Here is a 24,502-nt window from a genome sequence, read left to right as displayed (position 1 = left end):
CAACGCCTACCTGGCGCTGTACGGGTGGACGCGGAGCCCGCTGGTGGAGTACTACATCGTCGAGAACTGGGGCACCTACCGGCCCACGGGCACCTTCAAGGGCACCGTGACCTCCGACGGCGGCACCTACGACATCTACCAGACGACGCGTTACAACGCGCCTTCCATCGACGGCAACCAGACCTTCAACCAGTACTGGAGCGTCCGTCAGCAGAAGAGGACCGGCGGCACCATCACCGTCGGCAACCACTTCGACGCCTGGGCCCGCGCCGGCATGTCCCTGGGCAACCACGACTACCAGATCCTGGCGACCGAGGGCTACCAGAGCAGCGGCAGCTCCAACATCACCATCGGCGGCTCCTCCGGCGGCGGCGGCGGTGGCGGCGGCGGTGGCTCCACGCCGCCCCCGAGCGGCGGTGGCGGGCCGATCAAGGGCGTCGCCTCCGGCCGGTGCGTCGACGTGCCCAACGCCAGCACCTCGGACGGCACCCAGGTGCAGCTGTACGACTGCAACGGTCAGAGCAACCAGCAGTGGAACTACACCTCCTCGCAGGAACTGCAGGTCTACGGCAACAAGTGCCTGGACGCCGCCGGCACCGGCAACGGCGCGAAGGTTCAGATCTACAGCTGCTGGGGCGGCGACAACCAGAAGTGGCGCCTCAACTCCGACGGCACCATCGTCGGCGTCCAGTCGAACCTGTGCCTGGACGCCGCCGGACAGGGCACCGGCAACGGCACCCAGCTCCAGCTGTACTCCTGCTGGGGCGGCAACAACCAGAAGTGGTCGCGGAGCTGACGCCCGGGGCCGCACTCCCCGCCTGCTGATCCTTTCCTTCTGGTGAGGGGGCTCCGGTGCGGCGGCATCCGCCGCACCGGAGCATTCCCCCGACGGGCCTTCCCGTGCCGATGTCGATGGAGGACTGTGAGAACCGCGCACGCGGCGCCTTCCTTGTGCCGGGCCGGACTCATAGCACGATGGGCGCGGCAGTCACCGATGAGGAACAACCCGCCGACTCGTGAGGGCACATACCGATGCGACTTGTTCGCGGTCACCTCGCCGGAGAGGCCGGCGCCTCCGGCCCCGCCCGCTGGGCGGTCCGCGGCGAGGAGGGCGATCGCCTGCTCCCCGAGGACTTCTCGCTCGGGGCGGCGCTCTCGTCCGGCCTCGGCCACTTCCGCCGGTCCCTCGGGGCGGTGACCGGTGAGGTCGTGACGCTGGCCTCGCTCGCGGCCCCCGTGGACCGCTGGACGGAGGTCTGGGCCGCCGGGGTCACCTACCGCAGATCCCGGGAGGCGCGCAGAGAGGAGAGCCGCGCCCCCGATGTCTACGAGATGGTGTACGACGCTCCCCGCCCCGAGCTGTTCTTCAAGTCGCTCGGCTGGCGGGTGCGCGGGCACGGGCAGGCGATCGCCGTACGGCCCGACTCGTCCTGGAACGTCCCGGAGCCGGAGCTGGCCGTGGTCGTCTGCGCCAACGGGGAGATCGCCGGTTACACGATCTGCGACGACGTGAGCTCTCGTTCCATCGAGGGCGAGAACCCGCTGTACCTCCCGCAGGCGAAGGTCTACCTCGGCGCGACCGCGCTGGGGCCGGGCATCCGCCCCGCCTGGGAGGTCCCGGACCCCTACGCTCTCGGCATCCGTCTCGGCATCTCCCGCGGCTCCCGGGAGATCTGGACGGGCTCGGCGAGCACCGAGTCGCTCCACCGGCGGATCGACGACCTCGTCGAGCACCTCCTGCGCGCCGACCGTTATCCGTACGGGGTGGTCCTGGCCACCGGCACCTGCCTGGTGCCGGAGTCGGACTTCACGCTGACGCCGGGCGACGAGGTGCGCATCGAGATCGACGGCCTGGGCCGTCTGGTCACCCCGGTGGGCACTGTCGCGGACGTCGGCCCCTGACGTGGAGAGCCGGCCGGCTCGCGTTCGCCGGTGACGGGTGATCGCCGGGAACCGCCCGGCTCATCTTCCTCAATGGCCGGTAGCGCCGTCGATCCGCTCGCGGAGCAGGTCGGCATGCCCGTTGTGGCGCGCGTATTCGGCGATCATGTTCACCAGGATGCGGCGCAGCGAGACCGGCTGCCCGGTGGCACGGTGGACGCCGGTCTCGTCCAGCGAGCGGGCGGCGGCGACGATCTCACCGGAGCGCTCGCACTCCGCCCGCCACACGGCGAACGCCTCCTCGACGTCACCGCCCAGATCCTCGAAGTCCTGGGCGGGGTCGTCGTCTGAGTAGTAGAGGAGCGGGACGTCCTCACCGGCGAACTGGATGCGGAACCACCACCGCTCCACGGCCGCGAGGTGCCGGAGGATCCCGTGGAGGCTGAGCCCGGACGGCGGCACCCCCTTGTCCGACAGCCGATCCGCCGGGACTCCCGAGCACTTCAGCGCGAACGTCCCGCGGTGCCAGTCGAGGAAGGCCGTGAGGATCTCCCGCTCGTCGCCGACGAGGGGCGGGGAGGACCGGGAATCGCCGTCCCACTTCTTCGAGTAGTTCGCCTCGGGTATCTCGTTCACGGGACCGACCCTGCCAGACGGCACCGACACTTCCGCCCGGGCGCGGCCCACGGCCACGTGCGAGGTGTGTGACCCCCCTCTCCTCGGCAGGAGAGAGCCGGCGGCGCGTGCTCGGCATCGCCGCCGGGACCGGTGTCATCGCGCTCGCGGCACTGGAGAGGCAGGGATCGGACCGGCCCCGCCTGGCGAGCGAGGCTAATTGTCGGAGCACGGGGCTACTGTGCGGCGGGTGATGAGACGGTGGGGCCAGGCCGCGACCCGGAACGCGGGTGACGCCGAGGCGGGCGGCGCCCGAGCCGGTGCCGGGGCCGGCATCGGGGCCGGTGGCCGGGTGGCGGCCAGGCGCACCCAGGCCGAGCAGCGGGAGAGCAGGGTCGCCGTTGGACTGTCGGAGCTGGAGCGTTGGCTGGCCGACCAGATCGGGCAGGGGATCGCGCAGGCACGCCAGTCGGCGCCGGCCGAGTGGGACGACCTCGCCAGACGGCTGGTGGACGCGCAGGCGCCGGGTGCGGCGGGGACGGTCACCCGTCTCACACGGGTGCTCGGCGCCGAGGACTGGCCGGGTCTTCTGCTCGGGGAGTACGCGCTGCTTCGTCTGCTCGCGGTCGCCCATCGCCGCGCCGCCGCGCTGCCCGAGCCGTTGCGGCAGACCGTGCGGGCGCGGGTCGGCTACCCCGTCACGCGGGAGTCCGTCCTGGCGACCCCGGCGGTGCGGGACCACTGGGATGTCGTCGGCTGCCGGGACGAGGAGCAGGACCGGCTGGTCGCCCGGCGCGTGTGGCTGGCCGGGCGCACGACGGGCCGCCTGGCGATGGTGCTGTCGTTCTCGCCGGTCGGGCAGCCGCTCGAGTCGTTCCCGCCGCCCGGCGCGACGATCGACGCCGACCTGGCCTTCTATCCGGGGGCCTCGCCGCTGCGCGCCCTGCTGGCCGAGCGCCGGGGCCTCGTCGACGCGGGGCCGCCCCCGGGGACCAAGGTCTCCCAGGTGCCCGCCCTGATCGCCGAGGTGCTCGCGGCCGACCCCTGGAGCGACTCCTGGCCGCTGGTGCTCGACGGGGCCGTTGCCTGCCTGGACGGCCTCGCGGACGACGAGGGGAACGCACTGCCGCTGCATCCGTCCGCGGGCGTCCCGTGGCGCCTGCTGGCCGTCTCCGGCGGGCGGCCGGTGACGGTCGCCGCCGAATGGACGCCGCGCGGGCTGCTCCCGCTGACGGTGTGGAACGAGGACGGCGGGGCGGTGCGGTTATGACGCGGGCCGTTCCCGGAGGATGGGAGGCCGGACGGGTGCCGTGGGAGGAGCTGGTCTCCACCGCGCTGGTGGGCGCCGACCGCCGCGCCGTCCCGCCGGAGAGTCTGCTGGAGCGGGCCGCCGAGCAGGTGGTGCGGATGCGCGCGGGGCGGCGGCCGGGCAGGGGCAGGCCGCCGGCCCCCGCGGCGGCCGAGACGATGCCACTCGTGCCCGGCGCCGCCGCGGACCGGCTCGCCCGCATGCTCGCGGGTGAGCAGGGCAGGCTGCTGACCGAGTGGCTGGAGACGGCCGCCGCGCGGCGGGTTCGGGTCCCGGCCGAGATGATCCCCGGGCTGCTCGACCTCGGGGCGCGAGACCGCTCGATCCGCGCCTGCCTGGGGGCGGTCACCGGAGTCCGGGGCCGCTGGCTCGCCGGTCTCAACCCGGCCTGGGCCTATCTGCTGGCGGAGCCGGCGCACGTGCCGCCCGACGAGGTGTGGGAGCTCGGCACGAGCGGCGACAGGCGTGCCTTCCTGGCCGCCTTGCGGCGCCGCGACCCCGCCGCCGCCCGGGAGTTGCTCGACCGTGGCTGGAGCGCGGAGACGCCGGAGGACAGGGCCGTCTTCGTGACGATCCTCGCCGACGGTCTCGGCATGGCCGACGAACCGTTCCTGGAGGCGGCGCTCGACGACCGGCGCCGTGAGGTGCGGCAGGCCGCCGCCGACATCCTCACCCGCCTGCCCCGGTCCCGGCTGGCCCTGCGCATGACCGCACGGGCGCGCCGTCTCGTGACCGGGAACGGCTCGCGGCTCCGGGCCGAGCCGCCGCCGCACTGCGACGACGCGATGGAGCGCGACGGCGTCAGGGCGCGACCGCCCGCCGGCATGGAGACGCGGGGCTGGTGGCTCCAGCAGGTGGTGGCGCACACGCCGCTGTCGTTCTGGCCGGATCACCTCGGCATGCCGCCGGACGAGATCGCGGCGGCCCGGATCGGCGACTGGCAGCGGGAGGTCCGCATGGGCTGGACCAGGGCCGCCATCCTGCAGCGGGACGCGACGTGGGCGCGTGCCCTGTTCGAGGCCGAGCCGCTGACCGATCTGCTGGCCGTGCTCCCGCCGGAGGAGCGGTCCCGCCGGGCGGCGGAACTCGTGGCGGGCCATCCCGTGGACGGTCAGATGGTCATGATGCTGGGCGGCGTGCCGCGGCCGTGGGGGCAGCGGCTGGCGAGGGCCGTGCTCAACAAGATCGTCGAGACCACGCGGACGCAGCCGTGGAACGCCGGCGAGCTGATCCGGCTGGCGGGGGAGCGGTTCGACCCAGCGATGCACGAGTACGCCGGGGAGGTCCCCGAACTGGCCGCGACCCTGCGGTTCCGTTTCGAGATGCTGAAGGAGCTTGAGTGACCAGCGTTCTGCGCCCGCACGCGGAGGACCAGTTCGCCGACGAGCTGACGATCCTCGCGAAGACCGACGACCGGCCACGCCCGCCGGGCTGGCGGCTGTCGCCCTGGGCGGTGACGACCTACGTGCTGGGGGACGGCGGCCAGATCACGCCGAAGTACATCGGCCCGCGCAGGATCGTCGAGGTCGCCGTGGCGACGCTCGCCACCGACAGGGCGCTGCTGCTGCTCGGCGTGCCCGGCACGGCCAAGACCTGGTTGTCCGAGCACCTCGCCGCGGCGATCAGCGGCGACTCGACCCTGCTCGTGCAGGGCACGGCAGGCACGGCGGAGGAGGCCGTCCGCTACGGGTGGAACTACGCGCGGCTGCTGTCGGAGGGCCCTTCCCGCGGGGCGCTGACCCCGAGCCCGGTCATGCGGGCCATGGCGGAGGGACGGCTGGCCAGGGTCGAGGAGCTCACCCGCATGCCGTCCGACGTACAGGACGCCCTGATCACCCTGCTGTCGGAGAAGACGCTGCCGATCGCGGAGCTGGGGGAGGAGGTGCAGGCGGCCAAGGGCTTCAACGTCATCGCGACCGCCAACGACCGCGACCGCGGGGTCAACGACCTGTCGAGCGCGCTGCGCAGGCGGTTCAACACCGTCGTGCTGCCGGTCCCCGCCAGCACGGAGGAGGAGGTCGGCATCGTGGCCCGGCGCGTGGCGCAGCTCGGCCGAGCCCTGGAGCTGCCGGAGACCGTGACCGGGATGGAGGAGATCCGCCGCGTGGTGACGGTCTTCCGGGAGCTGCGCGCGGGCGTCACCTCCGACGGGCGGACCAAGGTGAAGTCGCCCAGCGGCACGCTCAGCACCGCGGAGGCCATCTCGGTCGTCACCAACGGGATCGTGCTCGCGGCTCACTTCGGGGACGGCGTGCTGCGCCCGGCCGACGTCGCTGGCGGCATCGTGGGGGCGGTGGTCCAGGACCCGGTGTCCGACCGCGTGGTCTGGCAGGAGTATCTGGAGACGGTCGTCCGTGACCGCGACGACTGGCGCGACTTCTACCGGGCCTGCCGCGATGCCGGCTGAGATCGCCGACGGCGCCCTGACCGGCCCGGACGGAGGCCCGGACGGCGGCCAAGGCGGTGGCCTGGGCGGCGGCCTGAGCGGCGACCGGGGCGGTTCCCGGCGCGGGGACGGCCGCGACGACCGGAGCCGCGCGGGAGGCGGCGAGGACGGGCCGGAGGCGCCGGTGCCCGGTCTGCCGGTGCCGCGCTTGTCGGTGCTGGGGGTGCGGCACCACGGGCCGGGTTCGGCCAGGGCCGTGCGTGACGAGCTGGACAGGATCCGGCCCGATCTGGTGCTCGTCGAGGGCCCTCCCGAGGCCGACGGCCTGGTGGCGCTCGCCGCCGATCCCGGCATGCGCCCGCCCGTCGCGCTGCTGGCGTACGTGCCGGGGGAGCCGTCGCGGGCCGCCTTCTGGCCGTTCGCGGAGTTCTCACCGGAATGGCAGGCCATCGCCTACGCCGCCAGGGCGGGCGTCGAGGTGCGGTTCTGCGACCTGCCCGCCGCGCACAGTCTCGCGCTCGACGCCGACCCCGTACGCCGCGATCCCATCGGCGAGCTCGCCCGCGCGGCGGGGTACGACGACCCGGAGCGGTGGTGGGAGGACCTGGTCGAGCACCGGGGCGAGGCCCGGACGCTCGACGTGGTCGCGGAGGCGATGCGGGCCGTGCGCGAGGGGCACGTCGCGGAGGGCGTCGAGGCCCGGCGCGAGGCCTACATGCGCAGGACGCTGCGGAAGGCGGCGCGGGAGGGCTTCAGCCGGATCGCGGTGGTCTGCGGAGCCTGGCACCTGCCGGCGCTGACCCCGCCCGGCCCGGCCGCCGGGCCCGGCCCGTACGCGCTGGACGGGCCCGGCCGTCTGCCTTCCGCGGCCGAGGACGAGCGGCTGCTGCGCGGCATGCCGAAGGTCAGGGTCGAGATGACGTGGGTGCCGTGGACCCACGGACGGCTCGCCGCGGGCGCGGGCTACGGCGCGGGCGTCGCCGCGCCCGGGTGGTACGAGCACCTGTTCACGGTGCCCGACCGCCCGGTGGAGCGCTGGCTCGCGGGCGCCGCCGCGATCCTGCGGGAGGAGGACCTGCCCGTCTCCTCCGCGGACGTCATCGAGGCCGTACGGCTGGCCGAGAGCCTGGCGACGCTGCGCGGCAGGCCGCTCGCCGGTCTGCCGGAGGTCACCGATGCGGTCAGGGCGGTGCTGTGCGGCGGCGACGAGCTGCCGGTCGAGCTGGTCCAGCGGCGGATGGTCGTGGGGGAGCGGCTCGGGCGGGTGCCGGACGCCACGCCGATGGTGCCGCTGCGGCGGGACCTGCGCGACGAGCAGCGGCAGCTGCGCATGAAGCCCGAGGTCATGGCCGGGGAGCACGACCTCGACCTGCGCAGGCCGCTCGACCTCGGCCGCAGCCGTCTGCTGCACCGGCTCGCCCTGCTGGGCGTGCCCTGGGGGACGCCACGGCGGGCCCGGAGCAAGGGAACGTTCAAGGAGTCGTGGTCGCTTGAGTGGCGTCCGGAGCTCGACGTGGCCCTCATCGAGGCCGCCGTGTGGGGGATCACGGTCGAGGCGGCGGCGACGGCCCGCGTGCGCGACCTCGCGGGCGGCGCGGGTCTGCCGGAGCTGGCCGCGCTGGTCGAGCGCTGCCTGCTCGCCCACCTGCCGGACGCGCTGCCGTACGTCCTGGGGCGCATAGAGGACCGGGCGGCGCTCGACGGCGAGGTGCGTCACCTCATGGGGGCCCTACCCGCGCTCGTGCGGGCCCGCAGGTACGGGGACGTGCGCGGCACCGAGGGCCTCACGGGCGTCACCGAGTCGATGCTCGCGCGGATCTGCGCCGGGCTGTCCCCCGCCCTCACGGGGCTGGACGAGGACGCGGCCCGCGAGATGGCGGCGTTGATGGACGGCGTCCACACCGCCGCCGCGTTGATGGGCGGCGGCCGGTGGCTCGCGACGCTGGCCGGGATCGCCCGGCGCGACGACCTGCCGGGGCTGCTCGACGGCCGGATCGTGCGGATCCTGTTCGACGCCGAGGCGCTGGAGGACGACGTCGCCGCCCGCATGGCGCGGTCGATGTCGTCCGGCAACCCCCCGGCCCGGTCGGCGGCCTGGATGGAGGGCTTCCTGTCCGGGGGCGGCCTGCTGCTCGTCCACGACCCGCGCCTGCTGGCCACCGTGGACGCCTGGCTCACCGGCCTGTCACCCGAGGCGTTCGTGGACGTGCTGCCGCTGCTGCGGCGCACGTTCGGGGCGGTCCCTGCGCCCGAGCGGCGGATGATCGGCCGCAGGGTCCGCTCAGGCGGCGCGCTCCGCGCCGGTTCGCCGGGCGGCGACGAGGAGGCGGGCTACGACGACGGGCTGGCGGCGGGGGCCGTGCGGACCGTGCGCGACATCCTGGGGCGCGAGACGGGCGGGAGGCTCTGATGGAGGGCGAGGACGAGCGGTCGCGCCGCTGGCGGCTGGTGCTGGGCGGCGCGGCGGAGGGCACGCTGGAAGGAGCGGACGCCCGGATGGACGCCGCCCTCGCGGCCCTCTACGACGGGCAGGAGCGGCGCGGCGCCGGCCTCGGCGCGTCCGCGCCCCGGGTGGCCCGATGGCTGGGGGACATCAGGGAGCACTTCCCCTCGGGGGTCGTGCAGGTCATGCAGAAGGACGCCATCGACCGGCTCGACCTGACCCGGCTCCTGCTGGAGCCCGAGATGCTGGAGGCCGTGGAGCCCGACGTGCACCTGGTGGGCACGCTGCTGTCGCTGAGCCGGCTTATGCCGGAGCGGGCCCGCGAGTCGGCCAGGTCCGTCGTCCGCACGGTCGTGCGGGAGCTGGAGGCGCGACTCACGCGGCGCACCCTGACGGCCGTCAGCGGCGCGCTCGACCGCTCGGCCAGGACCCACCGGCCCAGGAGGGCGGCCGAGGTCGACTGGAACCGTACGATCCGGGCGAACCTGCGCAACTACCTGCCCGAGCGGAAGACCGTCGTGCCGTCCCGGCTGGTCGGGTACGCCCGAGGGCAGCGGGCCGTCCAGCGGGAGGTCGTGCTGGCCGTCGACCAGAGCGGATCGATGGCGGCCTCGATGGTGTACGCGGGCGTCTTCGCCGCGGTGCTCGCCTCGATGCGTTCGCTCAAGACCTCGTTCGTGGCCTTCGACACGGCTGTGGCCGACCTGACCGATCGGCTGCACGACCCCGTCGAGGTGCTGTTCGGCACCCAGCTCGGCGGCGGCACCGACATCAACCGGGCGGTGGCCTACTGCCAGAGACTCGTCACCCGGCCGGCCGACACGATCTTCCTGCTGGTCAGCGACCTGTACGAGGGCGGGCCGCGGGAGGAGATGCTGCGCCGGATCGCCGCCATGACCGCCGCCGGGGTCCAGGTGATCGTGCTGCTCGCGCTGTCGGACGAGGGGACGCCGCAGTACGACCACGACAACGCGGCGGTGCTGGCCGCGATGGGCGTGCCGGCGTTCGCCTGCACGCCGGACGCCTTTCCCGGCCTCATGGCGGCCGCCATCGAGCGCCGGTCTTACGACCAAGGTCGCATTTTCGGGTCAGGACGGTGATTTGTAATGTCCGTATCATGTCTTCGGTAATGACCGCCCCAGCCGTCTTCAGCCAGCGCTACCGTGCCCTGAGCGTCGGGATCGTGGCCCTGGTGATGCTCGTGGCGTTCGAGTATCTGGCGGTGGCCACCGCGATGCCCCTGATCGGCCGGGAGCTGAACGGCTACCACCTGTACGGCCTCGCGTTCAGCGGCGGCATGGCAGCCAACGTCATCGCCACGATGGTCGGCGGGCGCTGGAGCGACGCGCGGGGGCCGTTCCCCGCCTTGTGGACGGGAGTGGCGGGGTTCGTCGCCGGGCTGGCCGTCTCCGGGTTCGCGCCCGCCATGGAGGCCTTCCTCGTCGGGCGATTCCTCCAGGGACTCGGCGGCGGCCTGTTCAACGTGGCGCTGTACGTCCTCGTCGCCCAGGCCTACCCCTCCGCCATGCACCCGCGGGTGTTCTCCGCGCTGGCCGCGGCCTGGGTGCTGCCGTCCGTGGTCGGCCCGGCGGTCACGGGCTTCGTGGCGGAGACCTGGAGCTGGCGCCTGATCTTCCTGGGCGTGGCGGTGCTGTCGGTCCCCGCCGCGCTGATCATGTGGCGGGGACTGCCCGCCAGGGACGGACAGCCCAGGGAGGCGATGGGCCGGGCCTTCCTGCCCCGGCTCGCCTGGGGCGTCTGCGCCGCCATCGGCGCGGCCCTGCTGCAGTACGGCAGCGGCGCGGCGGGCGCGGGGATCGTCCTGGCGGTCGCCGGGCTGGCGGTCCTCGCGCTGGCGCTGCCGAAACTGCTGCCGGCGGGGACGCTGCGCGCGGCCCGCGGGCTGCCCACCGTGATCGCGCTGCGCGGCCTGGCCGCCGGATCGTTCTTCGCCGCCGAGGTGTTCGTCCCGCTGATGCTGGTGCAGGAGCGGCACCTCAACACGGCCGAGGCCGGGCTCGCGCTCACCGGAGGGGCCCTCGCCTGGTCGCTCGGCTCGTGGATCCAGGGCCGCAGGCCCCATGCGCGGGCGCTGACCATCCGCCTCGGCGCGACGCTGATCGCCGCCGGCATCTGCGTCACCGCTCTGATCGTCATCCCCGCCACGCCGGTGCTCGTGGTCTTCGCGGGCTGGGTCGTGGCGGGCCTGGGCATCGGAATGGTCTTCCCGACGTTGTCGGTGCTGGTGCTGGAGCTGTCCACGCCCGGGGAGGAGGGCCGCAACAGCGCGTCGCTGAGCATCGGCGAGTCGGTCTTCTCCGTCGTCGCCGTCGCGATCACCGGGGCGTTGTTCGCCGCGTACGGGGGCCGGCCGTGGGTCTACGTGACGTGCCTGGGCCTGCTCGTCGTCATGGCGGGCACGGCCACCCTCATCGGCGGCCGTTTCGAGCACCGCCGCGAAGCGGGCACCATGGAGGTCTAGGGAAATCCCGGAATCCCGCCGTGGAGCAGGCCGCCGGACGCAGCGCACCCGAGGCGCCGCCGGAACGGCCTGGGCGGGAACCGGGGGAAGAAACGAGGGGATCCGAGTGCCGCGTGTCCGGGAGCTGGAGGTCTTCAGGATGACCCTGCCGTACGGCAGGCGTCCGGAGACCGTCCTGGTGAAGATCACGGACTACGGCGGCATGGTCGGCTGGGGCGAGGCCGTCGATCCCGCCGCGGCCGGCCCGCTGGAGCGGGCCCTGCCCGCGCTCATCGGCCTCGACTGGGAGCACCCGTCGGAGCTGGGGGACGTCCCCGGCGGCGCGGCCGGCGACATGGCCTGCTGGGACCTGTGGGGCCGCATGAACGGCGTCCCGCTCTCCCACGCCCTCGGCGGCAGCCGCACGTCCCTGATCGCGACCGTCAGGCTGACGGCGGACCGCTCCCTGGAGAGCATGGTCGCCCGGGTGAACCGGCACGTCTGCGCGGGCTACGGGCACGTGACGCTGGACGTCCACCCCGGCTGGGACGTCGAGCCGCTGCGGGCCGTGCGCGCCGCCTATCCCGGCCTGGCCATCGCGGTGGACGGTCACGGCGCCTACACGGAGATCGCGCAGCTTGAGGCGCTGGACGCCTACGGGGTGGTGGCCATCGAACGCCCCTTCAAGGACCTGCTGACCAGCGCCGACCTGCAGGACCGGGTGTCGGCCGCGGTCGCGGTCGAGGTGGCCCGCGTGTCCGAGCTCGACGAGGCGGTGAGCCTCAACGCGGGCCGGGCCCTGCTGCTGCGTCCCGCGAAGTTCGGGTCGCTCGGCGCCGTACGGCGCGCGCACGACCGCGCGGTGGAGGCCGGATGGGACATCGTCTGCGCCGGCGGCCTCGGCGCGGGGCTGGCCCGGGCCGCGACGGTCGCCGTCGCGAGCCTGCCCGGCTGCACCCTGCCCAGCGACGTCGCCGAGCCGCCGCGAAGCGCGCAGGTGGTGCTCCCGCCGGTCGGCGCGTCCGGCGGGGTCGTCGCGGTGCCGCTCACCCAGCCCGGTCTCGGGCACACGGTGGACGAGGAGCGGGTGCGCCGCATGGCCCGCGCGTCGTTCCGCGTCTGACATCCCTGGGAGCATCGTCGCCTGCCGTGGGCGGGTCGCCGGCGCGGACGGGAGGACACGGGCTCAGCGCGCCATCGCCATGTGGGCCCCGCAGCCGTCGTCGATCGGGCTCGGCGTCCCCAGAGGCGAGAGCACGGGCGTGGGGGAGGGCGACGGCGAGTGCCGGTGCCGGTGCCGCCCCGGCGCGGACGAGAACGCGGTCGGGGAGCCGGACGGCGTCGCGGAAGGGCCGGCCTGGGTGTGCGCCGAGGCGCGGATCGCCTTGGCCGTGAGCAGCCGGATCCGGTCCCAGTCGGGATAGGCGGTGTTGATCAGGGGCGGCACGAACTGCAGGCTGGTGATCGCGGCGTGCTTGACCTTCCAGGCCAGCGGCACGAGGTGTTCCAGCATGGGCCGGGGCACGTCGGTGCTGATGATCCTGCGCGTGGCCGCCGCGATCTCGGTGAACCGCGTCAGCACCGTGGCCGGGTCGGCCTGGGAGAGCAGGGCCCCGAGGACGCACCGCTGCCGGTGCATCCGGTCGAAGTCATCGCTGAAGGTGCGGGAGCGGGCGAACCACAGCGCCTCGGTGCCGCTCAGCCGCCGGGTGCCCGACCTGACGACGCCCTCGTTGTGCAGGCCGTACACGATGTCGCGGTCCACCGTCACCACGAGCCCGCCGAGGGCGTCGATCATCTTCGCGAAGCCCCAGATGTTGGCCAGCGCGTACCAGTCGATCCGCAGGCCGAGGATGTGGCCGACCGTCTCCTTGAGGACCTCGGCGCCCATGTTCCGCCGCCCGCCGAACAGCTCGGGATGGTCGTTGGCGTACTGCCACACCGAGAACAGCAGGTCCTCCCGCCAGCCGGGGCGATACTCCGGGAGCTGGAAACCGAAGGGGAAGCGGGTGGCCATGGCGCTGCCCGGAGGGAAGCGGACGTGCTCCAGGTTGCGCGGCAGGCCGAGCAGCACGGTGTTGCCGGTCCGCACGTCCACGCTGGCGACGTTGATGCTGTCGGTGCGCATCCCGATCCGGTCGTCGCCCCAGTCGCCGCCGAGCAGGAGCACGTTGACCCGGTCGCGGCCCGCCCACGGGTCGTCCCTGCGTACGGCGCCGCCCGCCTGACCGCTCCCGGCCGGTGCGGCGAACAGCGAGTCGAGGGTCTGCTCGGACACGCGGACGTATCGGGCGGCGATCGCGAACGGCACCGCGACGACGACCGCGAGCACGCCCGCGACCAGCCCGGTGAGGACCTGCCCCCTGCGGGGCAGCCGGCCGGGCCGCAGGACGACGTACGAACGGATGACCAGCCAGAACCAGGCGACGGCACAGGCCGCGAACACCAGTGAGATCTGGCCGAGCCAGCCCAGGGCGCGGCCGGCGAGGCCGGCGTCCGCGCCGGCGGCGACGAACACGACGGCGACGACCACGGTCAGGTAGCAGCTCAGCAGGACCAGCCCGCTGCGCCACCGGCCCGCGCGCAGGTGCGCCGCTCCGGGCAGCACCGCCGACAGCGCGACCCAGCCGATGAGCGCGGTGGCTCCGAACGCCGGCCCGCCGCGACGCGTCGCCGGCGGGGAGCCGTTCCGGGGTGCGAGATCAGGGGTGACCACGTGTCAATTGAAGCGACACCGGCCGCGGAAAACCCGTGACCGGCCCGAGCAGGGGAAGTCCGTACCCGGATTTGACCAGTGCTCGCCCCTACGGGGGAACCGGCCTTGAGCGCCGATCGAACGGCCGGTGGCGGGACGTGCGACCGGCCGGATCCGGGTCGCCGGTCACGATGCGCCCGGGGAGAGGTTCAGGGCGTCGGGGACGGCCGCGAAGGCGTCGCGCAGCCGGTCGGTGAGCGCCTGGCGGCCGCCGTCGCCGCCGTCGCGGACCCAGTCGCGGGCGGCGACGCTCCAGGCGGTGGTCGCCAGTTCGGCCAGGATGCGCAACCGCAGGTCATCGGGGTCGAGGCCGAGCTTTTCCGCCAGACAGGCGACGACCTGCCTTTCCACCCCGGTGCGCTGGTACTCGACGTGGCCCAGCAGGGCGGGGCTGGTGAGGATCAGGCGCCGGGTGGCCATGTAGCGGTGGTCCCAGTCGGGCGGCAGGACGCCGGCGGTGCGGGCGAGGGTGTCGCACAGTCCGGCGAGCACCGGGCCGGACGGCCGGCGGTCCGCGAGCTCTCCCAGATAGGTCGTCCACAGTTCGGTCTCGGCCTCGACGGCCGCCGCTTCCTTGGTCGCGAACGCGCGGAAGAACGTGCTGCGTGAGACCTCCGCCTCACCGACGAGTTCTTCCACCGTGGTGGCGTGGAAGCCCTTCTCCGTGAACAGGCGCAGTGCGATGTCGGCGATGGCGCGTCGGGTGCGCAGGCGCTTGCGTTCACGTAGCGGCAGCGAGCGGTCGTCGGCGGTCATGCCCGGAATCCTACTCTCGACCCGATCCTGAATCTCTTATGAGCTTCAGTCTCTCATGGTACTTGTGCATTATTGAGACTGAGTGTCAGAATCTGCGTATCCAAGGACGCGCTGCACGCAAGGAGATCGACATGGCCACCCTGAACCCCGCGATCGTCGGCCGGGCCGAGAAGCACCACACGGCGGTCCTGACCCGCGCGCTGTCGGGCACGACCGTCGACGAGAAGCAGTGGATCACCCTGAACCAGGCCCTTGCCGCAGGCGGCACGGTCGAGCGGGCCGCGCACGTGGCCCACGTCGCCCAGCTGACCCTGTGGCGGCCCGCCGACGTCGGCACCGCCCTGGCGGCCCTGGCCGGCGCCGGCCTGGTGAGGGAGACGCCCGGCGACCAGGTCGAGGTCACCGACGCCGGCCGCGCGCTGGTGGCGAAGGTGCGTGCCGAGTCCGGCGAGATCCTCGGCCGTGCCTACGGTTCGGTTCCGGCCGCGGACCTGGCTGTCGCGGCGCGCGTGCTGACCACCATCACGGCTCGGATGGCCGAGGAACTGGGCTGATCGCCCGCTCGGGGACCGGACCTCCTCGCGGGGTCGCCGCCCGAACCCGAACCGGCTACCAGGGGAAGGCGAACAGGCCGTAGTAGGCGGCGGTCAGCAGCAGCAGCGCGGTCCCGCCGAGCACGCCGGCGAGGACGCTCTTCTGCCATGGCGTCGGCTCCCAGCCGTCCCGCAGGCCGCCGGACACCGCAGCGAACGTCGTGACCGTCTGCACGAGCATCAGGAGGGCGAGCAGGCGCACGACCAGCCATCCGGCCTGTACGGCGGGCCAGGCGCCGGCCTGGTTGACCGAGAACAGCACGATGAGCGTGATGAACGCCAGGACCGCGGCGAGCTCCCCGAGGCCGGTCCAGGCCATCCTGCGCAGCCGCCGCCGGATGGACGGCCACAGTTGCACCGTGGCCTCCATCCTGGCCTGCAGCCGCAGGTCGCGCCCGCGCAGCCGGACGACCATCTCGGTGACCGGCGCCGCGACGTAGCCCACCGCGGCCAGGCAGAGCGTGAGCCACAGGATCGTGCTGCCGCCCCACCACGGCGCGGCCGGCACGTCGGCGGCCTCGAAGCGCTGCACCGGCGTCGCCCCCGCGATCGCCACCGAGGGCCTGGCCGTACGCGGCAGGTCCTTCATCCAGTTGGCCAGCGTGGGCAGGTAGTCCGCGGCGTACGTCCCGCCGCGGATCCGCATGGCGTGGTCGGCCCCGGCGAGGAAGCGGATCGTGTAGTCGGCGTTGCCGCTCTCGGCCAGGGCGCCGGTGAGCGTCTCGGTGCTCTCCACGAAGGGGATGGACGGGTCGTCGGTGCCGTACAACGCCAGGACGGGCTGGGTGATCCCGCGCAGGGCGGGCTCACCGTCGTACCGCAGGAAGTCGAAGCCGACCCCGCCCATCGCGCGGGTGAGCAGGTCGCGTACGCCGGTCGGGGCGTGCAGGCGCAGCAGTTGCTCGTTCAGCGCCCAGGCGACCTGGCGCAGCGGTGAGACGTTCGGAGAGGAGACCAGGACCACGAACGCGGCCTGGGGATCACGCGCGGCGGCGATCGGGACGACCCAGCCACCCTCGCTGACGCCCCACAGGCCGGCGCGCGCCGGGTCGACGTCGGGCCGTCCGCGCAGCACCCGCAGCATGCGCAGGGCGTCGTCGGCGAGCAGGCCGAAGTCGCGGCTGCGGAAGGAGTAGCCCACCGTCCGCTTGTCGTACGCCAGCGTGACGACGCCCGCCCTGGCCAGCCACTCGGCCTGCTGGGTGAACTCCCCGCCGTCGCCCGAGCCCGAGCCCTGCACGAACACCATCGCGGGATGGCGTCCGGGGGACAGGGGCGCCCGGATCGTCGCCTTCAGCGTCTCGTTCTTCGCCGGCACGAGGAGCGTCTCGGTGCGGAACCTGTCGGTGCGGGCGACCGGCCGCACTTCCGTGGCGGGCTGGGGAGGTAAGTCGCGGAACTGGGGCGAAGTGGACAGGGGTGGGGGATCGAAGGCCGGCGGGGAGAGCAGGTGGCCGACGGCGGCGAGCGCCACCATCAGCACACCGGCGATCATCCCGAGAGTGCCCCGGCCGACGTTCATGAGGCCGCTCCCCCATGCGTACTCGTGATACCGAACCCAGGCTAAGTCATTACTCCTTCTTTGCGTCGTGCACCAGAGGGGCGGTTGGGGCCGCGTTTGTCGGCGGGACCTGTTAGCTTCCTGCGACATGCGTGTCCTGCACAGCTCCGACTGGCACCTCGGCCGGTCGTTCCACCGGGAGAGCCTGCTCGGCGCCCAGGCCGCGTTCGTCGATCACCTGGTCGAGACCGTGCGGGCCGAGCACGTGGACGTCGTCGTGGTCTCCGGCGACGTCTACGACCGCGCCCTGCCTCCCGTCGACGCGGTCGCGCTGTGCAACGAGGCGCTCGCCAGGCTCAAGGCACTCGGCGTGCACACCGTGCTGATCAGCGGCAACCACGACTCCGCCGTACGGCTGGGCTTCGGCGCCGACCTGATGGAGCGGGTGCACCTGCGCACCGACCCCGGCCGGGCCTGGGAGCCGATCGTGATCGGCGACGTGGCGTTCTTCGGCATCCCCTACCTGGAGCCCGAGCTGGTCAGGGGGCCGTGGGAGCTGGCCGAGCGCAGCCACACCGCCGCCGTCACGTACGCGATGGACCGGGTGCGGGCGCATCCGGCGGCGCGCAAGGTCGTGCTCGCCCACGCGTTCGTCACCGGGGGAGAGGCCAGCGACAGCGAGCGGGACATCAGCGTCGGCGGGGTCGCGCACGTGCCGTTGAGCGCGTTCTCCGGGGTCGACTACGCGGCGCTGGGGCACCTGCACGGCCGTCAGGTGATGAGCGAGACGGTCCGCTACAGCGGCTCGCCGATCGCCTACTCCTTCTCCGAGGCCGGCCACACCAAGGGCTCCTGGCTGGCCGACCTCGACGCCGGCCGCACGGAGTTCGTCCCCGCACCGGTGCCCCGGCCGGTGAGCACCGTGCGGGGACGAATCGACGACCTGCTGACCGACGGCCGCTTCGAGCGGTACGAGGACCACTGGCTGCAGGTGACGCTGACCGATCCGGTGCGTCCGCGCGAGGCGATGGAGCGCCTGCGCCGGCGCTTCCCGCACACGCTGGCGCTCGCCTTCCAGCCGGACGGCGTGGCGGAGGGACCGGCGGGGAGGGCGAGGCTCGCCGGCCGGGCCGAGATCGAGGTGGCGCTCGACTTCGTGCGCGAGGTCCGCGGTGAGCCCGCGGACGACGACGAACGGCGCCTGCTGCAGGAGGCGGTCGAGGCGTGCCGGATCAAGGAGAGCGCGTGAGGGAGCGGAGCGGTGGGCGCCGGCGTACGCCAGACCCGCGGACGAGTGAGGAGGTCCGGTGAGGCTGCACAAGCTCCGCCTGGTCGCGTTCGGGTCGTTCCCCGGCACGGAGGAGGTCGACTTCGACGCGCTCGGCGAGGCGGGCCTGTTCCTGATCCACGGGCCGACCGGCGCCGGCAAGACGACCGTGCTCGACGCCGTCTGCTACGCCCTGTACGGCAGGGTGCCCGGTCAGCGGGAGAGCGCCCGTAGCCTGCGCTGCGACCACGCGCCGCCCGACCGCGGGCCGTCGGTGACGCTGGAGCTGACGATCCGGGGCAGGCGCCTGCGCATCACCCGTTCGCCCGCCTGGATGCGGCCGAAGCTGCGGGGTTCCGGCCTGGTCGAGGAGAAGGCCAAGGCTCGCGTCGAGGAGCTGACCGAGCCCGGCGGGCAGTGGGTCGTGCGCAGCACCCGCAGCGACGAGGCAGGCGACTTCGTGAACACGCTGACGGGCATGACCGCGGCCCAGTTCTGCCAGGTGGCGATGCTGCCGCAGGGCGAGTTCGCGAGGTTCCTGCGGGCCGGCGGCGAGGAGCGGCGGGAACTGCTGGAACGGCTCTTCTCCGTGCGGGTGTTCAGCGACGTGGAGCGGTGGCTGGCCGACCATCGCACGCGCACCTGGCGGGAGGCGCAGGAGCTCGGCCAGCGGGTCGAGTCGGTGCTGGACCGCATGCGCGGCGCGGCGGGCGACGACCTGCCGCTGCCCGAGGAGGCCGGCGACCCCGCGGCCTGGGCGGGGGAGGTGCTCGACCTCGCCCGCGGCGCGCTCGCCGACGCGGTCGCGGCCCGTGCGGCGAGTCAGGAGGCGCTGCTGTCGGCCCGCGCCCGTCTGGAGGAGGGCCGGGCCCTGGCCGACCGGCAGCGCAGGCACGCCGCAGCCCTCGCGCGGCGGCAGGAGCTCGACGGGGCGGCGGACGAGCGGTCGGACCTGGAGGCGATGCTCGACGAGGCGGCGCGCGCCGACCGCGTGGCGCCGCTGATCCGGCAGGCCGCCCAGCGGGCGGAGGCCGCCGCCAAGGCGCGGCGGGTGGCCGCCGACGCCGTGCTTCGCGCGCTTCCCTGCCTCGGGCCGGAGCCCGGCGGGGAACCGGCCGCGGACTGGCCGGAGGCCACGCGGCAGGGTGTCATGCAGCCGGGGACCGGGAGCGTCGCCGCCCGGCCCGGCGCGCAGGACCCGGATCCGATGGGCACTGCTTGGATCGATGCCGAGCTGCCGGATCTGGAGCGGATCGACACGGAGCTGCCGGATCCGGAGCGGGTGGCCGTGCTGGAGCGGGAGCGGCGCGACGAGGTCGCCCGGGTGCGCCAGATCCTTCCGGAGGAGGCGCGCCTGCGGCAGGTGCGAGGCGAGCGCGCGGACGCCGAACGCGCGCTGGCGGAGCTGGCCGGAGAGGAGGCGGGGCTGACGCGGCGGCTGGCGGCCCTGCCGGCCGAGCGGCTCGACGTCGAGGAACGGCTCGCCGGGGCGCGTGCGGCGGCGGCGTCCCTGCCGGGCCTGACGGCCGCCAGGGACACCGCGCTCCGGCTACGCCAGGTCACCGGGCAGGCCGCGCTGCTGGACGCCGAACTGGCGCGGCTCGCCGAGGACGAGGCCCGGGCCCGGGCCGCGCAGGCAGAGCTGCCGGAACTGCTGGCCGGGGCAGAGGAGCGGCTCAGGGGCCTGCGCGACATGGCCGCGCGCGTCCCCGCGCTGGAGGCCGCCGCTCAGATGGCGGGGGAGCGGCTGGAGGCCGCGCGGTTGCGCGACGCCCTGACCGCCGACCTGGAGCAGGCCGAGCACGACCGGCGCGCCGCCGTCGACCTGGCCCAGGAGCGTCGCGACCGGCTCCAGGAGGTCCGCCAGGCCAGGATCGACGGGATGGCCGCCGAGCTGGCGGCCGGGCTCGTGGCCGGTGCGCCCTGCGCCGTCTGCGGCGCCACCGAACACCCCAGCCCCGCCGCGCCCGCCGGACGGACCGCGACCGCGGACGACGAGCAGTCGGCGCAGGAGGCGTTCGAGGCCGCGCAGCGGGCTCGCGAGGAGGCGGAGACGACCGTCGCCGCGCTCTCGTCGCGGCTCGGCGACGCGGCGGCGCGAGCCGCGGACCTGTCCCAGGAGGACGCGTCCGCCGCCCTCGCGGACGCCCACGAGGAGCTGACGCGGCTGAGCGCGGCCGAGACGGCGGTCGCGGCGGCCGAGGCGGAGGCCGGACGGCTCGCGGCGGAGCTGGAGTCGGCGCGAGACCGGGCCGCCGAGCTGACCGGGCTGCTGACCGAGACCAGGACCAGGAGGAATGCCCTGCTCGCGGAGGGCGAGCGGCTCGCCGCCGGTCTGAAGGGCGACCTCGCGACGGCGGAGGCGGAGCTGGAACGCGCCCGCTCCCTGGCGGCCGCCGAAGAGGAACTGACCGCCCGCGCCGCCCGGCTCGCGGCCGAACTGGAGGAGCTGGGCGCGCGGGCCGCGCGCACCGGTGCGGCGCTCGCCGAGGCACGCGCGCAGCGGGACGGGCTGGAGGCCGACGAGCGCAGGCTGGCCGAGGTGATCGACGCCGCCCGGGGCGAGGACCCCTCGCTCGCCGCCCGCCTCGACCGGCTGGGTGAGGAGGCGGACCTGCTCAGGGAGGCCGCCGAGGCGACGGCCGCGGCGGCCGTCGCCGATCGCGAGAGCGAGACCGCGGTCGCCGAGGCGGCCAGGGCCGCCGGCGGGGAGGGGTTCGCGAGCGTGGAGCACGCGGCGGCCGCGGTGCGCACGCCGGAGGACCGGGAGACGATGTCCGAGCGGCTGGGACACCTGGACGCCGAGCGCGCCACGGTCGAGGGGCTGCTCGCCGATCCCGAACTGGTCGCGGCGGCGGCCGAGCCCACCGCGGACCTGCCTGAGCTGGAAGCCGGTCACGAGCACGCCGAGCGGGACCACACCGGCCGCACCTCGGCACGCGACCGGGCGAAGGGCAGGCTCGACCAGCTCACCGGGCTCGCCGGCGAACTGGACGCCGCGCTGCGCGCCTACCGGCCCGCCGAGGAACGGCACCGCCTGGCGCGCCGGCTCGCCGAGCTGGCGACCGGCACGTCCGGCGACAACCGGTGGCACATGAGGCTGTCGGCGTACGTGCTGGGCGAACGCCTCCGCCAGGTCGTCGACGCGGCGAACGAGCGGCTCGATCGCATGTCGAGCGGGCGCTACCTGCTGCGGCACGATCTGAACCGGTCCGCGGGCGACCGGGGCCGGTCGGGCGGCGGGCTGGGCCTGCGCGTGCTCGACGCCTGGACCGGCGTGGAACGCGACCCGGCCACGCTTTCGGGCGGCGAGAGCTTCATCACCTCGCTCGCCCTGGCGCTGGGCCTGGCCGACGTGGTGACCGACGAGGCGGGCGGGGCGGAGATCGGCAGCCTCTTCGTGGACGAGGGCTTCGGCACGCTCGACGACGAGACGCTCGACGACGTGCTCGACATCCTCGACGGCCTGCGCGAGGGCGGCCGGGCCGTCGGCGTGGTCAGCCACGTCGCCGAGCTCCGGGTGCGCATCCCCGCGCAGCTCCGCGTGGTCAAGGGCCGGTCCGGATCCACCCTGTCGCACCGCTGACCTGCGTTTCGTCCCCCGGCTCCGGCGGTTCCACCTGCGTGGGTCGCGAGGCGCCCAGCAGGGCACGACGCCCACATCGTGAGGAGGCCACCCGCCGGCGGCGGTGACCTCCGAGCCTGTGGCGCTCTTGACCGGCCACGGGCAGGAGCGCCGCAGGCAAGGGAAGGTCAAGCACTCTGCAACCCTCGGGCCCTATCAACGGCTTGTACGACCTGCGGAGTCCACCACAGGGCTCCGCCCGACCGGCCGACCGCCCGACTGGCCGAGCGGCACAGCGGCCGATGAGAGGTGAGCACGTCATGAAGAGCATCCGCAGGAGCACGATCATGGTCGTCGCCGTGGGCGCCCTCGCCCTCGGTCTGGCGCTCCCCACCGGGACGGCCAACGCGTCCGCCGGCTACAAGACGTTCACCTGGAAGAGCGGCTCGACCGCGGGCGACTGCACGATGTACAGCGGCGGCGCCGGCTGGACGGCCCCGACATGGACTCTCTATCCGGACGGCACGGCCCGGTTCGACGCCACGCTCACCAGCCTGTCAGGTGACGACGCCTGGCTGATGTGGGCGCATCTCAAGGACGAGAACGGCGCACTGCTCGCTGACATACGCATACCCGGCAGCACCGGCACCAAGTTCGTCAAGAACCTGCCCCTCGCCTGGCCGCGGAAGTATCGATGGCTGGCCGAAGGCCGGTTCGACCCCAGCCTGTACCCCTTGATCAAACGCATGTCACTGAGCAAGCACTGCTGAGGACGTCCACACCGGAACCGCCGGGCTCACCAAAGGGCGAGCGAACGGGTCAGGATGCCGGCGAGGTCCTCCTCCCGTACGGGCCTGGGGGAGGTGGTGAGCAGCCGCTGCTGCTTCATCGCCCCCTCGACCAGCGCCGGCACGTCGGCCTCCGCGTATCCCACGCCGCCGATGCCGTTCGGGATGCCGACGTCGCGCATGAGCGCGGTCAGCACGCCGGGCAGGAGCTCCGCCGGCTCGTCCGGCACGGCCGCCGTGGGATCGAGCAGTTCGGCCGCGCGCAGGTGCCGCGCCGGGTCCGCCTCGAAGGTGAACCGGAACGCCTCGGGCGCGGTCAGCGCGACGGCCATGCCGTGCGGCACCATCGGCTCGCCGCCGGGATAGCCGCGCGGGTGGAAGTCCTTCACCCGGCCCGCGATCGGATAGGCGTTGGCGTGGGGGATGTGCACGCCCGCGTTGCCGAACCCGAGCCCGGCGAACGTCGCCGCCAGGGCCATCGCGCCCCTCGCCCGCACGTCGTCGCCGTGCCGTACGGCGGTGCGGAACGAGCCCGCGAGCAGCCGGAGCGCCTGCTCCGACCACATGTCCGCCACCGGGTTCGACCCGCAGTACGGCACGCGCTCCTCCGGCCGCCTGCGCTCGTAGGAGGTGTACGGCCGGGCGGTGTAGCTCTCCAGAGCGTGGCAGAGGATGTCCATCCCCGCCGCCGCGGTCACCTCGGGCGGCTGCGTCATCGTGAGGTCCGGGTCCACGACGGCCAGCACGGGACGGAGGCGGGCGTGGCTGATTCCCGTCTTGACCTTCAGGCCGAGCACGTCGAGCACGCAGATCGTGGTGCTCTCCGAGCCGGTGCCCGTGGTCGTGGGCACCGCGACCAGCGGCTTGAGCGGTTCGGAGGGGACACGCCCGGCGCCGATCGGCGCGTTGACGTAGTCCATCAGCTCGCCCGGATTCGTCGTGAGCAGGTTGACGGCCTTGGCCGTGTCGATGCTCGATCCCCCGCCGACCGCAACGAAGGCGTCCCACGGGCCGCTCGCGCGGGCGTGCCCGATCGCCGCGAGCAGGCTCTCGTCGGTGGGCTCGACGTGCACGCCGTCGTACACCTCCGCGTGCATGCCGAACCCGGCGATCTGCTCGGCGATCCGCGCCGGAGCGCCCGTCGCGGCCACGCCCGCGTCGGTCACGACCAGCACGCGGCGCACGCCGTACTGCCCGAGGTCGAAGCCGATCTCGGCGGACGCGCCGGCGCCGAACTTCAGGGCGGGCGCGCCGTACGTGAAGACGGACTCGGGATTGCTCGGGACGATCACGATCGCCGGGCCTTTCACTCGCGGGGTCATGAGGGCACAGTCCGGGGGGCTACGCGGTGCGCGGCATGTCCGATGGGCAACGTGACATGTAGCATGCTGCATGTCAATGCGCCGCCGTACGCGGCCGGACCCACTCCGGAGGGTGGTCAGACGGTGCGAGCGGTCGCCGGCACCTCCAGTCTCACCGAGCAGGTCATCGAGGCGGTCAGAGAGGCCATCCACTCGGGGGAGCTGCGGCCAGGAGAGCTCTATTCGGTGTATCGGCTGGCCGAGCAGCTCAACGTCTCCCGCACCCCCGTACGCGAGGCGATGCTCCGCCTGGCGGAGGCCGGTCTGGTGCGGTTCGAGCGGAGCCGGGGTTTCCGGGTGCTGCGCCGCGATCCCCGGGAGATCGCCGAGGTGTTCCACCTGCGGCTGCTGCTCGAGGTGCCGGCGACCAGCCGGGCGGCCCGTCACGCCGGTCCCGGCCTCGCCCGCGCGCTGCGCGAGGAGCTGGAGGCCATGCGCGCCGCCGCGGCCGACCACGACGAGCCGCGCTTCATGCGGCACGACCGGGCGTTCCACGACGCGATCCTCGCCGCGGGGGCCAACCGGCGGCTCGCCGAGGTCGTCGCCGGGCTGAGGGACGCCACGGTGACGCTGGGCGCCTCCACCGTCGACCGCTCCCGCTCGCTGGCGGACGTCGCCGCGGAGCACGAGCCGATCCTCGCCGCCGTCCTCGGGGGCGACCCGGACGCCGCGGCCGCGGCGATGCGCGCCCACGTGGCGCACACCGGCGAGCTCCTCGTGGCCCAGGCCGCCGCCGAGAACGGCCGCCCCGCCGATCCCGCCGACGTCGCCCTCATTCACGACACAACCGGCGGATCTACAACGTAAAGGACCAGGCGGGC

The 24,502-nt window shown here is 74.2% G+C and carries 19 protein-coding genes; 14 read left to right on the top strand and 5 right to left on the bottom strand.

What is annotated here, in order from left to right; genetic code table 11:
• A partial coding sequence (locus BXA11_RS44390) for a glycoside hydrolase family 11 protein (RefSeq protein WP_076433771.1) occupies positions 1–796 on the top strand: 796 nt, incomplete at its 5' end.
• 236 nt (positions 797–1,032) lie between these two features.
• A complete protein-coding gene (locus BXA11_RS07245) occupies positions 1,033–1,902 on the top strand; it encodes a fumarylacetoacetate hydrolase family protein (protein ID WP_083744026.1) in 870 nt (289 codons plus the stop codon).
• Positions 1,903–1,971: 69 nt separating this feature from the next.
• Here the strand turns inward: BXA11_RS07245 and BXA11_RS07240 are convergent, their stop codons facing one another.
• Positions 1,972–2,517 carry a DinB family protein gene (locus BXA11_RS07240; protein WP_076433833.1) on the bottom strand — a complete coding sequence of 182 codons (546 nt, stop codon included), beginning with the start codon at positions 2,515–2,517 and terminating at the stop codon, positions 1,972–1,974.
• Between the two features lie 232 nt (positions 2,518–2,749).
• On the opposite strand from BXA11_RS07240, the gene BXA11_RS07235 reads away from it, so the two are divergent.
• The 7 genes from BXA11_RS07235 (at position 2,750) to BXA11_RS07205 (ending at position 12,218) form a co-directional block, all read left to right on the top strand.
• Positions 2,750–3,766, top strand: a complete 1,017-nt coding sequence (locus tag BXA11_RS07235; RefSeq protein ID WP_239104918.1) for an SWIM zinc finger family protein — start codon at positions 2,750–2,752, stop codon at positions 3,764–3,766.
• Complete coding sequence (locus BXA11_RS07230; RefSeq protein ID WP_076433767.1) at positions 3,763–5,148, top strand: DUF5691 domain-containing protein; 1,386 nt, start codon at positions 3,763–3,765, stop codon at positions 5,146–5,148. The genes BXA11_RS07235 and BXA11_RS07230 overlap by 4 nt, the downstream gene beginning before the upstream one ends.
• On the top strand, positions 5,145–6,212 hold the full coding sequence (locus tag BXA11_RS07225) for an ATP-binding protein (RefSeq protein ID WP_030505305.1): 1,068 nt from the start codon (positions 5,145–5,147) through the stop codon (positions 6,210–6,212). The genes BXA11_RS07230 and BXA11_RS07225 overlap by 4 nt, the downstream gene beginning before the upstream one ends.
• Complete coding sequence (locus tag BXA11_RS07220) at positions 6,202–8,601, top strand: DUF5682 family protein (RefSeq protein ID WP_143734124.1); 2,400 nt, start codon at positions 6,202–6,204, stop codon at positions 8,599–8,601. The genes BXA11_RS07225 and BXA11_RS07220 overlap by 11 nt, the downstream gene beginning before the upstream one ends.
• On the top strand, positions 8,601–9,734 hold the full coding sequence (locus BXA11_RS07215) for a VWA domain-containing protein (RefSeq protein ID WP_076433765.1): 1,134 nt from the start codon (positions 8,601–8,603) through the stop codon (positions 9,732–9,734). The genes BXA11_RS07220 and BXA11_RS07215 overlap by 1 nt, the downstream gene beginning before the upstream one ends.
• A gap of 29 nt (positions 9,735–9,763) precedes the next feature.
• A complete protein-coding gene (locus BXA11_RS07210; protein ID WP_239104915.1) occupies positions 9,764–11,116 on the top strand; it encodes an MFS transporter in 1,353 nt (450 codons plus the stop codon).
• A 106-nt stretch (positions 11,117–11,222) separates the two neighbouring features.
• Positions 11,223–12,218: an enolase C-terminal domain-like protein gene (locus BXA11_RS07205; protein ID WP_030505301.1), complete on the top strand. Its 996-nt coding sequence runs from the start codon at positions 11,223–11,225 to the stop codon at positions 12,216–12,218.
• A 63-nt stretch (positions 12,219–12,281) separates the two neighbouring features.
• On the opposite strand, the gene BXA11_RS07200 is transcribed toward BXA11_RS07205, so the two are convergent.
• Together BXA11_RS07200 and BXA11_RS07195 are read right to left on the bottom strand one after the other, a co-directional pair.
• Positions 12,282–13,811 carry an LCP family protein gene (locus BXA11_RS07200; protein ID WP_076433761.1) on the bottom strand — a complete coding sequence of 510 codons (1,530 nt, stop codon included), beginning with the start codon at positions 13,809–13,811 and terminating at the stop codon, positions 12,282–12,284.
• A 165-nt stretch (positions 13,812–13,976) separates the two neighbouring features.
• Positions 13,977–14,606, bottom strand: coding sequence for a TetR/AcrR family transcriptional regulator (locus tag BXA11_RS07195; RefSeq protein WP_076433759.1), 630 nt, complete (start codon positions 14,604–14,606; stop codon positions 13,977–13,979).
• Between the two features lie 131 nt (positions 14,607–14,737).
• Here BXA11_RS07195 and BXA11_RS07190 point away from each other — a divergent pair, with 131 nt between their 5' ends.
• Positions 14,738–15,160 (top strand): hypothetical protein, encoded by a 423-nt coding sequence (locus BXA11_RS07190; RefSeq protein WP_076433757.1) that lies wholly within the window; start codon positions 14,738–14,740, stop codon positions 15,158–15,160.
• Positions 15,161–15,215: 55 nt separating this feature from the next.
• Here BXA11_RS07190 and BXA11_RS07185 read toward each other — a convergent pair whose 3' ends face one another.
• On the bottom strand, positions 15,216–16,721 hold the full coding sequence (locus BXA11_RS07185; protein ID WP_076433755.1) for an alpha/beta hydrolase family protein: 1,506 nt from the start codon (positions 16,719–16,721) through the stop codon (positions 15,216–15,218).
• A 127-nt stretch (positions 16,722–16,848) separates the two neighbouring features.
• Here BXA11_RS07185 and BXA11_RS07180 point away from each other — a divergent pair, with 127 nt between their 5' ends.
• The 3 genes from BXA11_RS07180 (at position 16,849) to BXA11_RS07170 (ending at position 22,302) form a co-directional block, all read left to right on the top strand.
• Positions 16,849–17,949, top strand: a complete 1,101-nt coding sequence (locus BXA11_RS07180) for an exonuclease SbcCD subunit D (RefSeq protein WP_076433753.1) — start codon at positions 16,849–16,851, stop codon at positions 17,947–17,949.
• Positions 17,950–18,007: 58 nt separating this feature from the next.
• The gene (locus BXA11_RS07175) at positions 18,008–21,553 is read left to right on the top strand and encodes an AAA family ATPase (RefSeq protein WP_076433751.1); all 3,546 of its coding nucleotides are present in this window, start codon (positions 18,008–18,010) and stop codon (positions 21,551–21,553) included.
• Positions 21,554–21,852: 299 nt separating this feature from the next.
• Complete coding sequence (locus BXA11_RS07170) at positions 21,853–22,302, top strand: DUF6294 family protein (RefSeq protein WP_076433749.1); 450 nt, start codon at positions 21,853–21,855, stop codon at positions 22,300–22,302.
• Between the two features lie 26 nt (positions 22,303–22,328).
• Here BXA11_RS07170 and BXA11_RS07165 read toward each other — a convergent pair whose 3' ends face one another.
• Entirely contained in the window at positions 22,329–23,642 is a 1,314-nt protein-coding gene (locus tag BXA11_RS07165) for a hydroxyacid-oxoacid transhydrogenase (protein WP_076433747.1), read from the bottom strand.
• 63 nt (positions 23,643–23,705) lie between these two features.
• Between BXA11_RS07165 and BXA11_RS07160 the strand changes: the two genes are divergently transcribed.
• Positions 23,706–24,488 (top strand): GntR family transcriptional regulator, encoded by a 783-nt coding sequence (locus BXA11_RS07160; RefSeq protein WP_083744025.1) that lies wholly within the window; start codon positions 23,706–23,708, stop codon positions 24,486–24,488.
• Positions 24,489–24,502 lie beyond the last annotated feature (14 nt).

Source organism: Microbispora rosea, assembly GCF_900156315.1.
GTDB classification, from domain to species: domain Bacteria; phylum Actinomycetota; class Actinomycetes; order Streptosporangiales; family Streptosporangiaceae; genus Microbispora; species Microbispora rosea.
This window is presented reverse-complemented; position numbering and strand designations above follow the sequence as displayed.

What these genes read in the sequence shown, in the direction of transcription:
- BXA11_RS07195 (WP_076433759.1), bottom strand. Translation starts at nt 14,606, where the DNA reads ATGACCGCCGACGACCGCTCGCTGCCGCTACGTGAACGCAAGCGCCTG.
- BXA11_RS07245 (WP_083744026.1), top strand. Translation starts at nt 1,033, where the DNA reads ATGCGACTTGTTCGCGGTCACCTCGCCGGAGAGGCCGGCGCCTCCGGC.
- BXA11_RS07190 (WP_076433757.1), top strand. Translation starts at nt 14,738, where the DNA reads ATGGCCACCCTGAACCCCGCGATCGTCGGCCGGGCCGAGAAGCACCAC.
- BXA11_RS07230 (WP_076433767.1), top strand. Translation starts at nt 3,763, where the DNA reads ATGACGCGGGCCGTTCCCGGAGGATGGGAGGCCGGACGGGTGCCGTGG.
- BXA11_RS07180 (WP_076433753.1), top strand. Translation starts at nt 16,849, where the DNA reads ATGCGTGTCCTGCACAGCTCCGACTGGCACCTCGGCCGGTCGTTCCAC.
- BXA11_RS07170 (WP_076433749.1), top strand. Translation starts at nt 21,853, where the DNA reads ATGAAGAGCATCCGCAGGAGCACGATCATGGTCGTCGCCGTGGGCGCC.
- BXA11_RS07210 (WP_239104915.1), top strand. Translation starts at nt 9,764, where the DNA reads ATGACCGCCCCAGCCGTCTTCAGCCAGCGCTACCGTGCCCTGAGCGTC.
- BXA11_RS07220 (WP_143734124.1), top strand. Translation starts at nt 6,202, where the DNA reads ATGCCGGCTGAGATCGCCGACGGCGCCCTGACCGGCCCGGACGGAGGC.
- BXA11_RS07215 (WP_076433765.1), top strand. Translation starts at nt 8,601, where the DNA reads ATGGAGGGCGAGGACGAGCGGTCGCGCCGCTGGCGGCTGGTGCTGGGC.
- BXA11_RS07160 (WP_083744025.1), top strand. Translation starts at nt 23,706, where the DNA reads ATGCTGCATGTCAATGCGCCGCCGTACGCGGCCGGACCCACTCCGGAG.
- BXA11_RS07235 (WP_239104918.1), top strand. Translation starts at nt 2,750, where the DNA reads ATGAGACGGTGGGGCCAGGCCGCGACCCGGAACGCGGGTGACGCCGAG.
- BXA11_RS07165 (WP_076433747.1), bottom strand. Translation starts at nt 23,642, where the DNA reads ATGACCCCGCGAGTGAAAGGCCCGGCGATCGTGATCGTCCCGAGCAAT.
- BXA11_RS07185 (WP_076433755.1), bottom strand. Translation starts at nt 16,721, where the DNA reads ATGAACGTCGGCCGGGGCACTCTCGGGATGATCGCCGGTGTGCTGATG.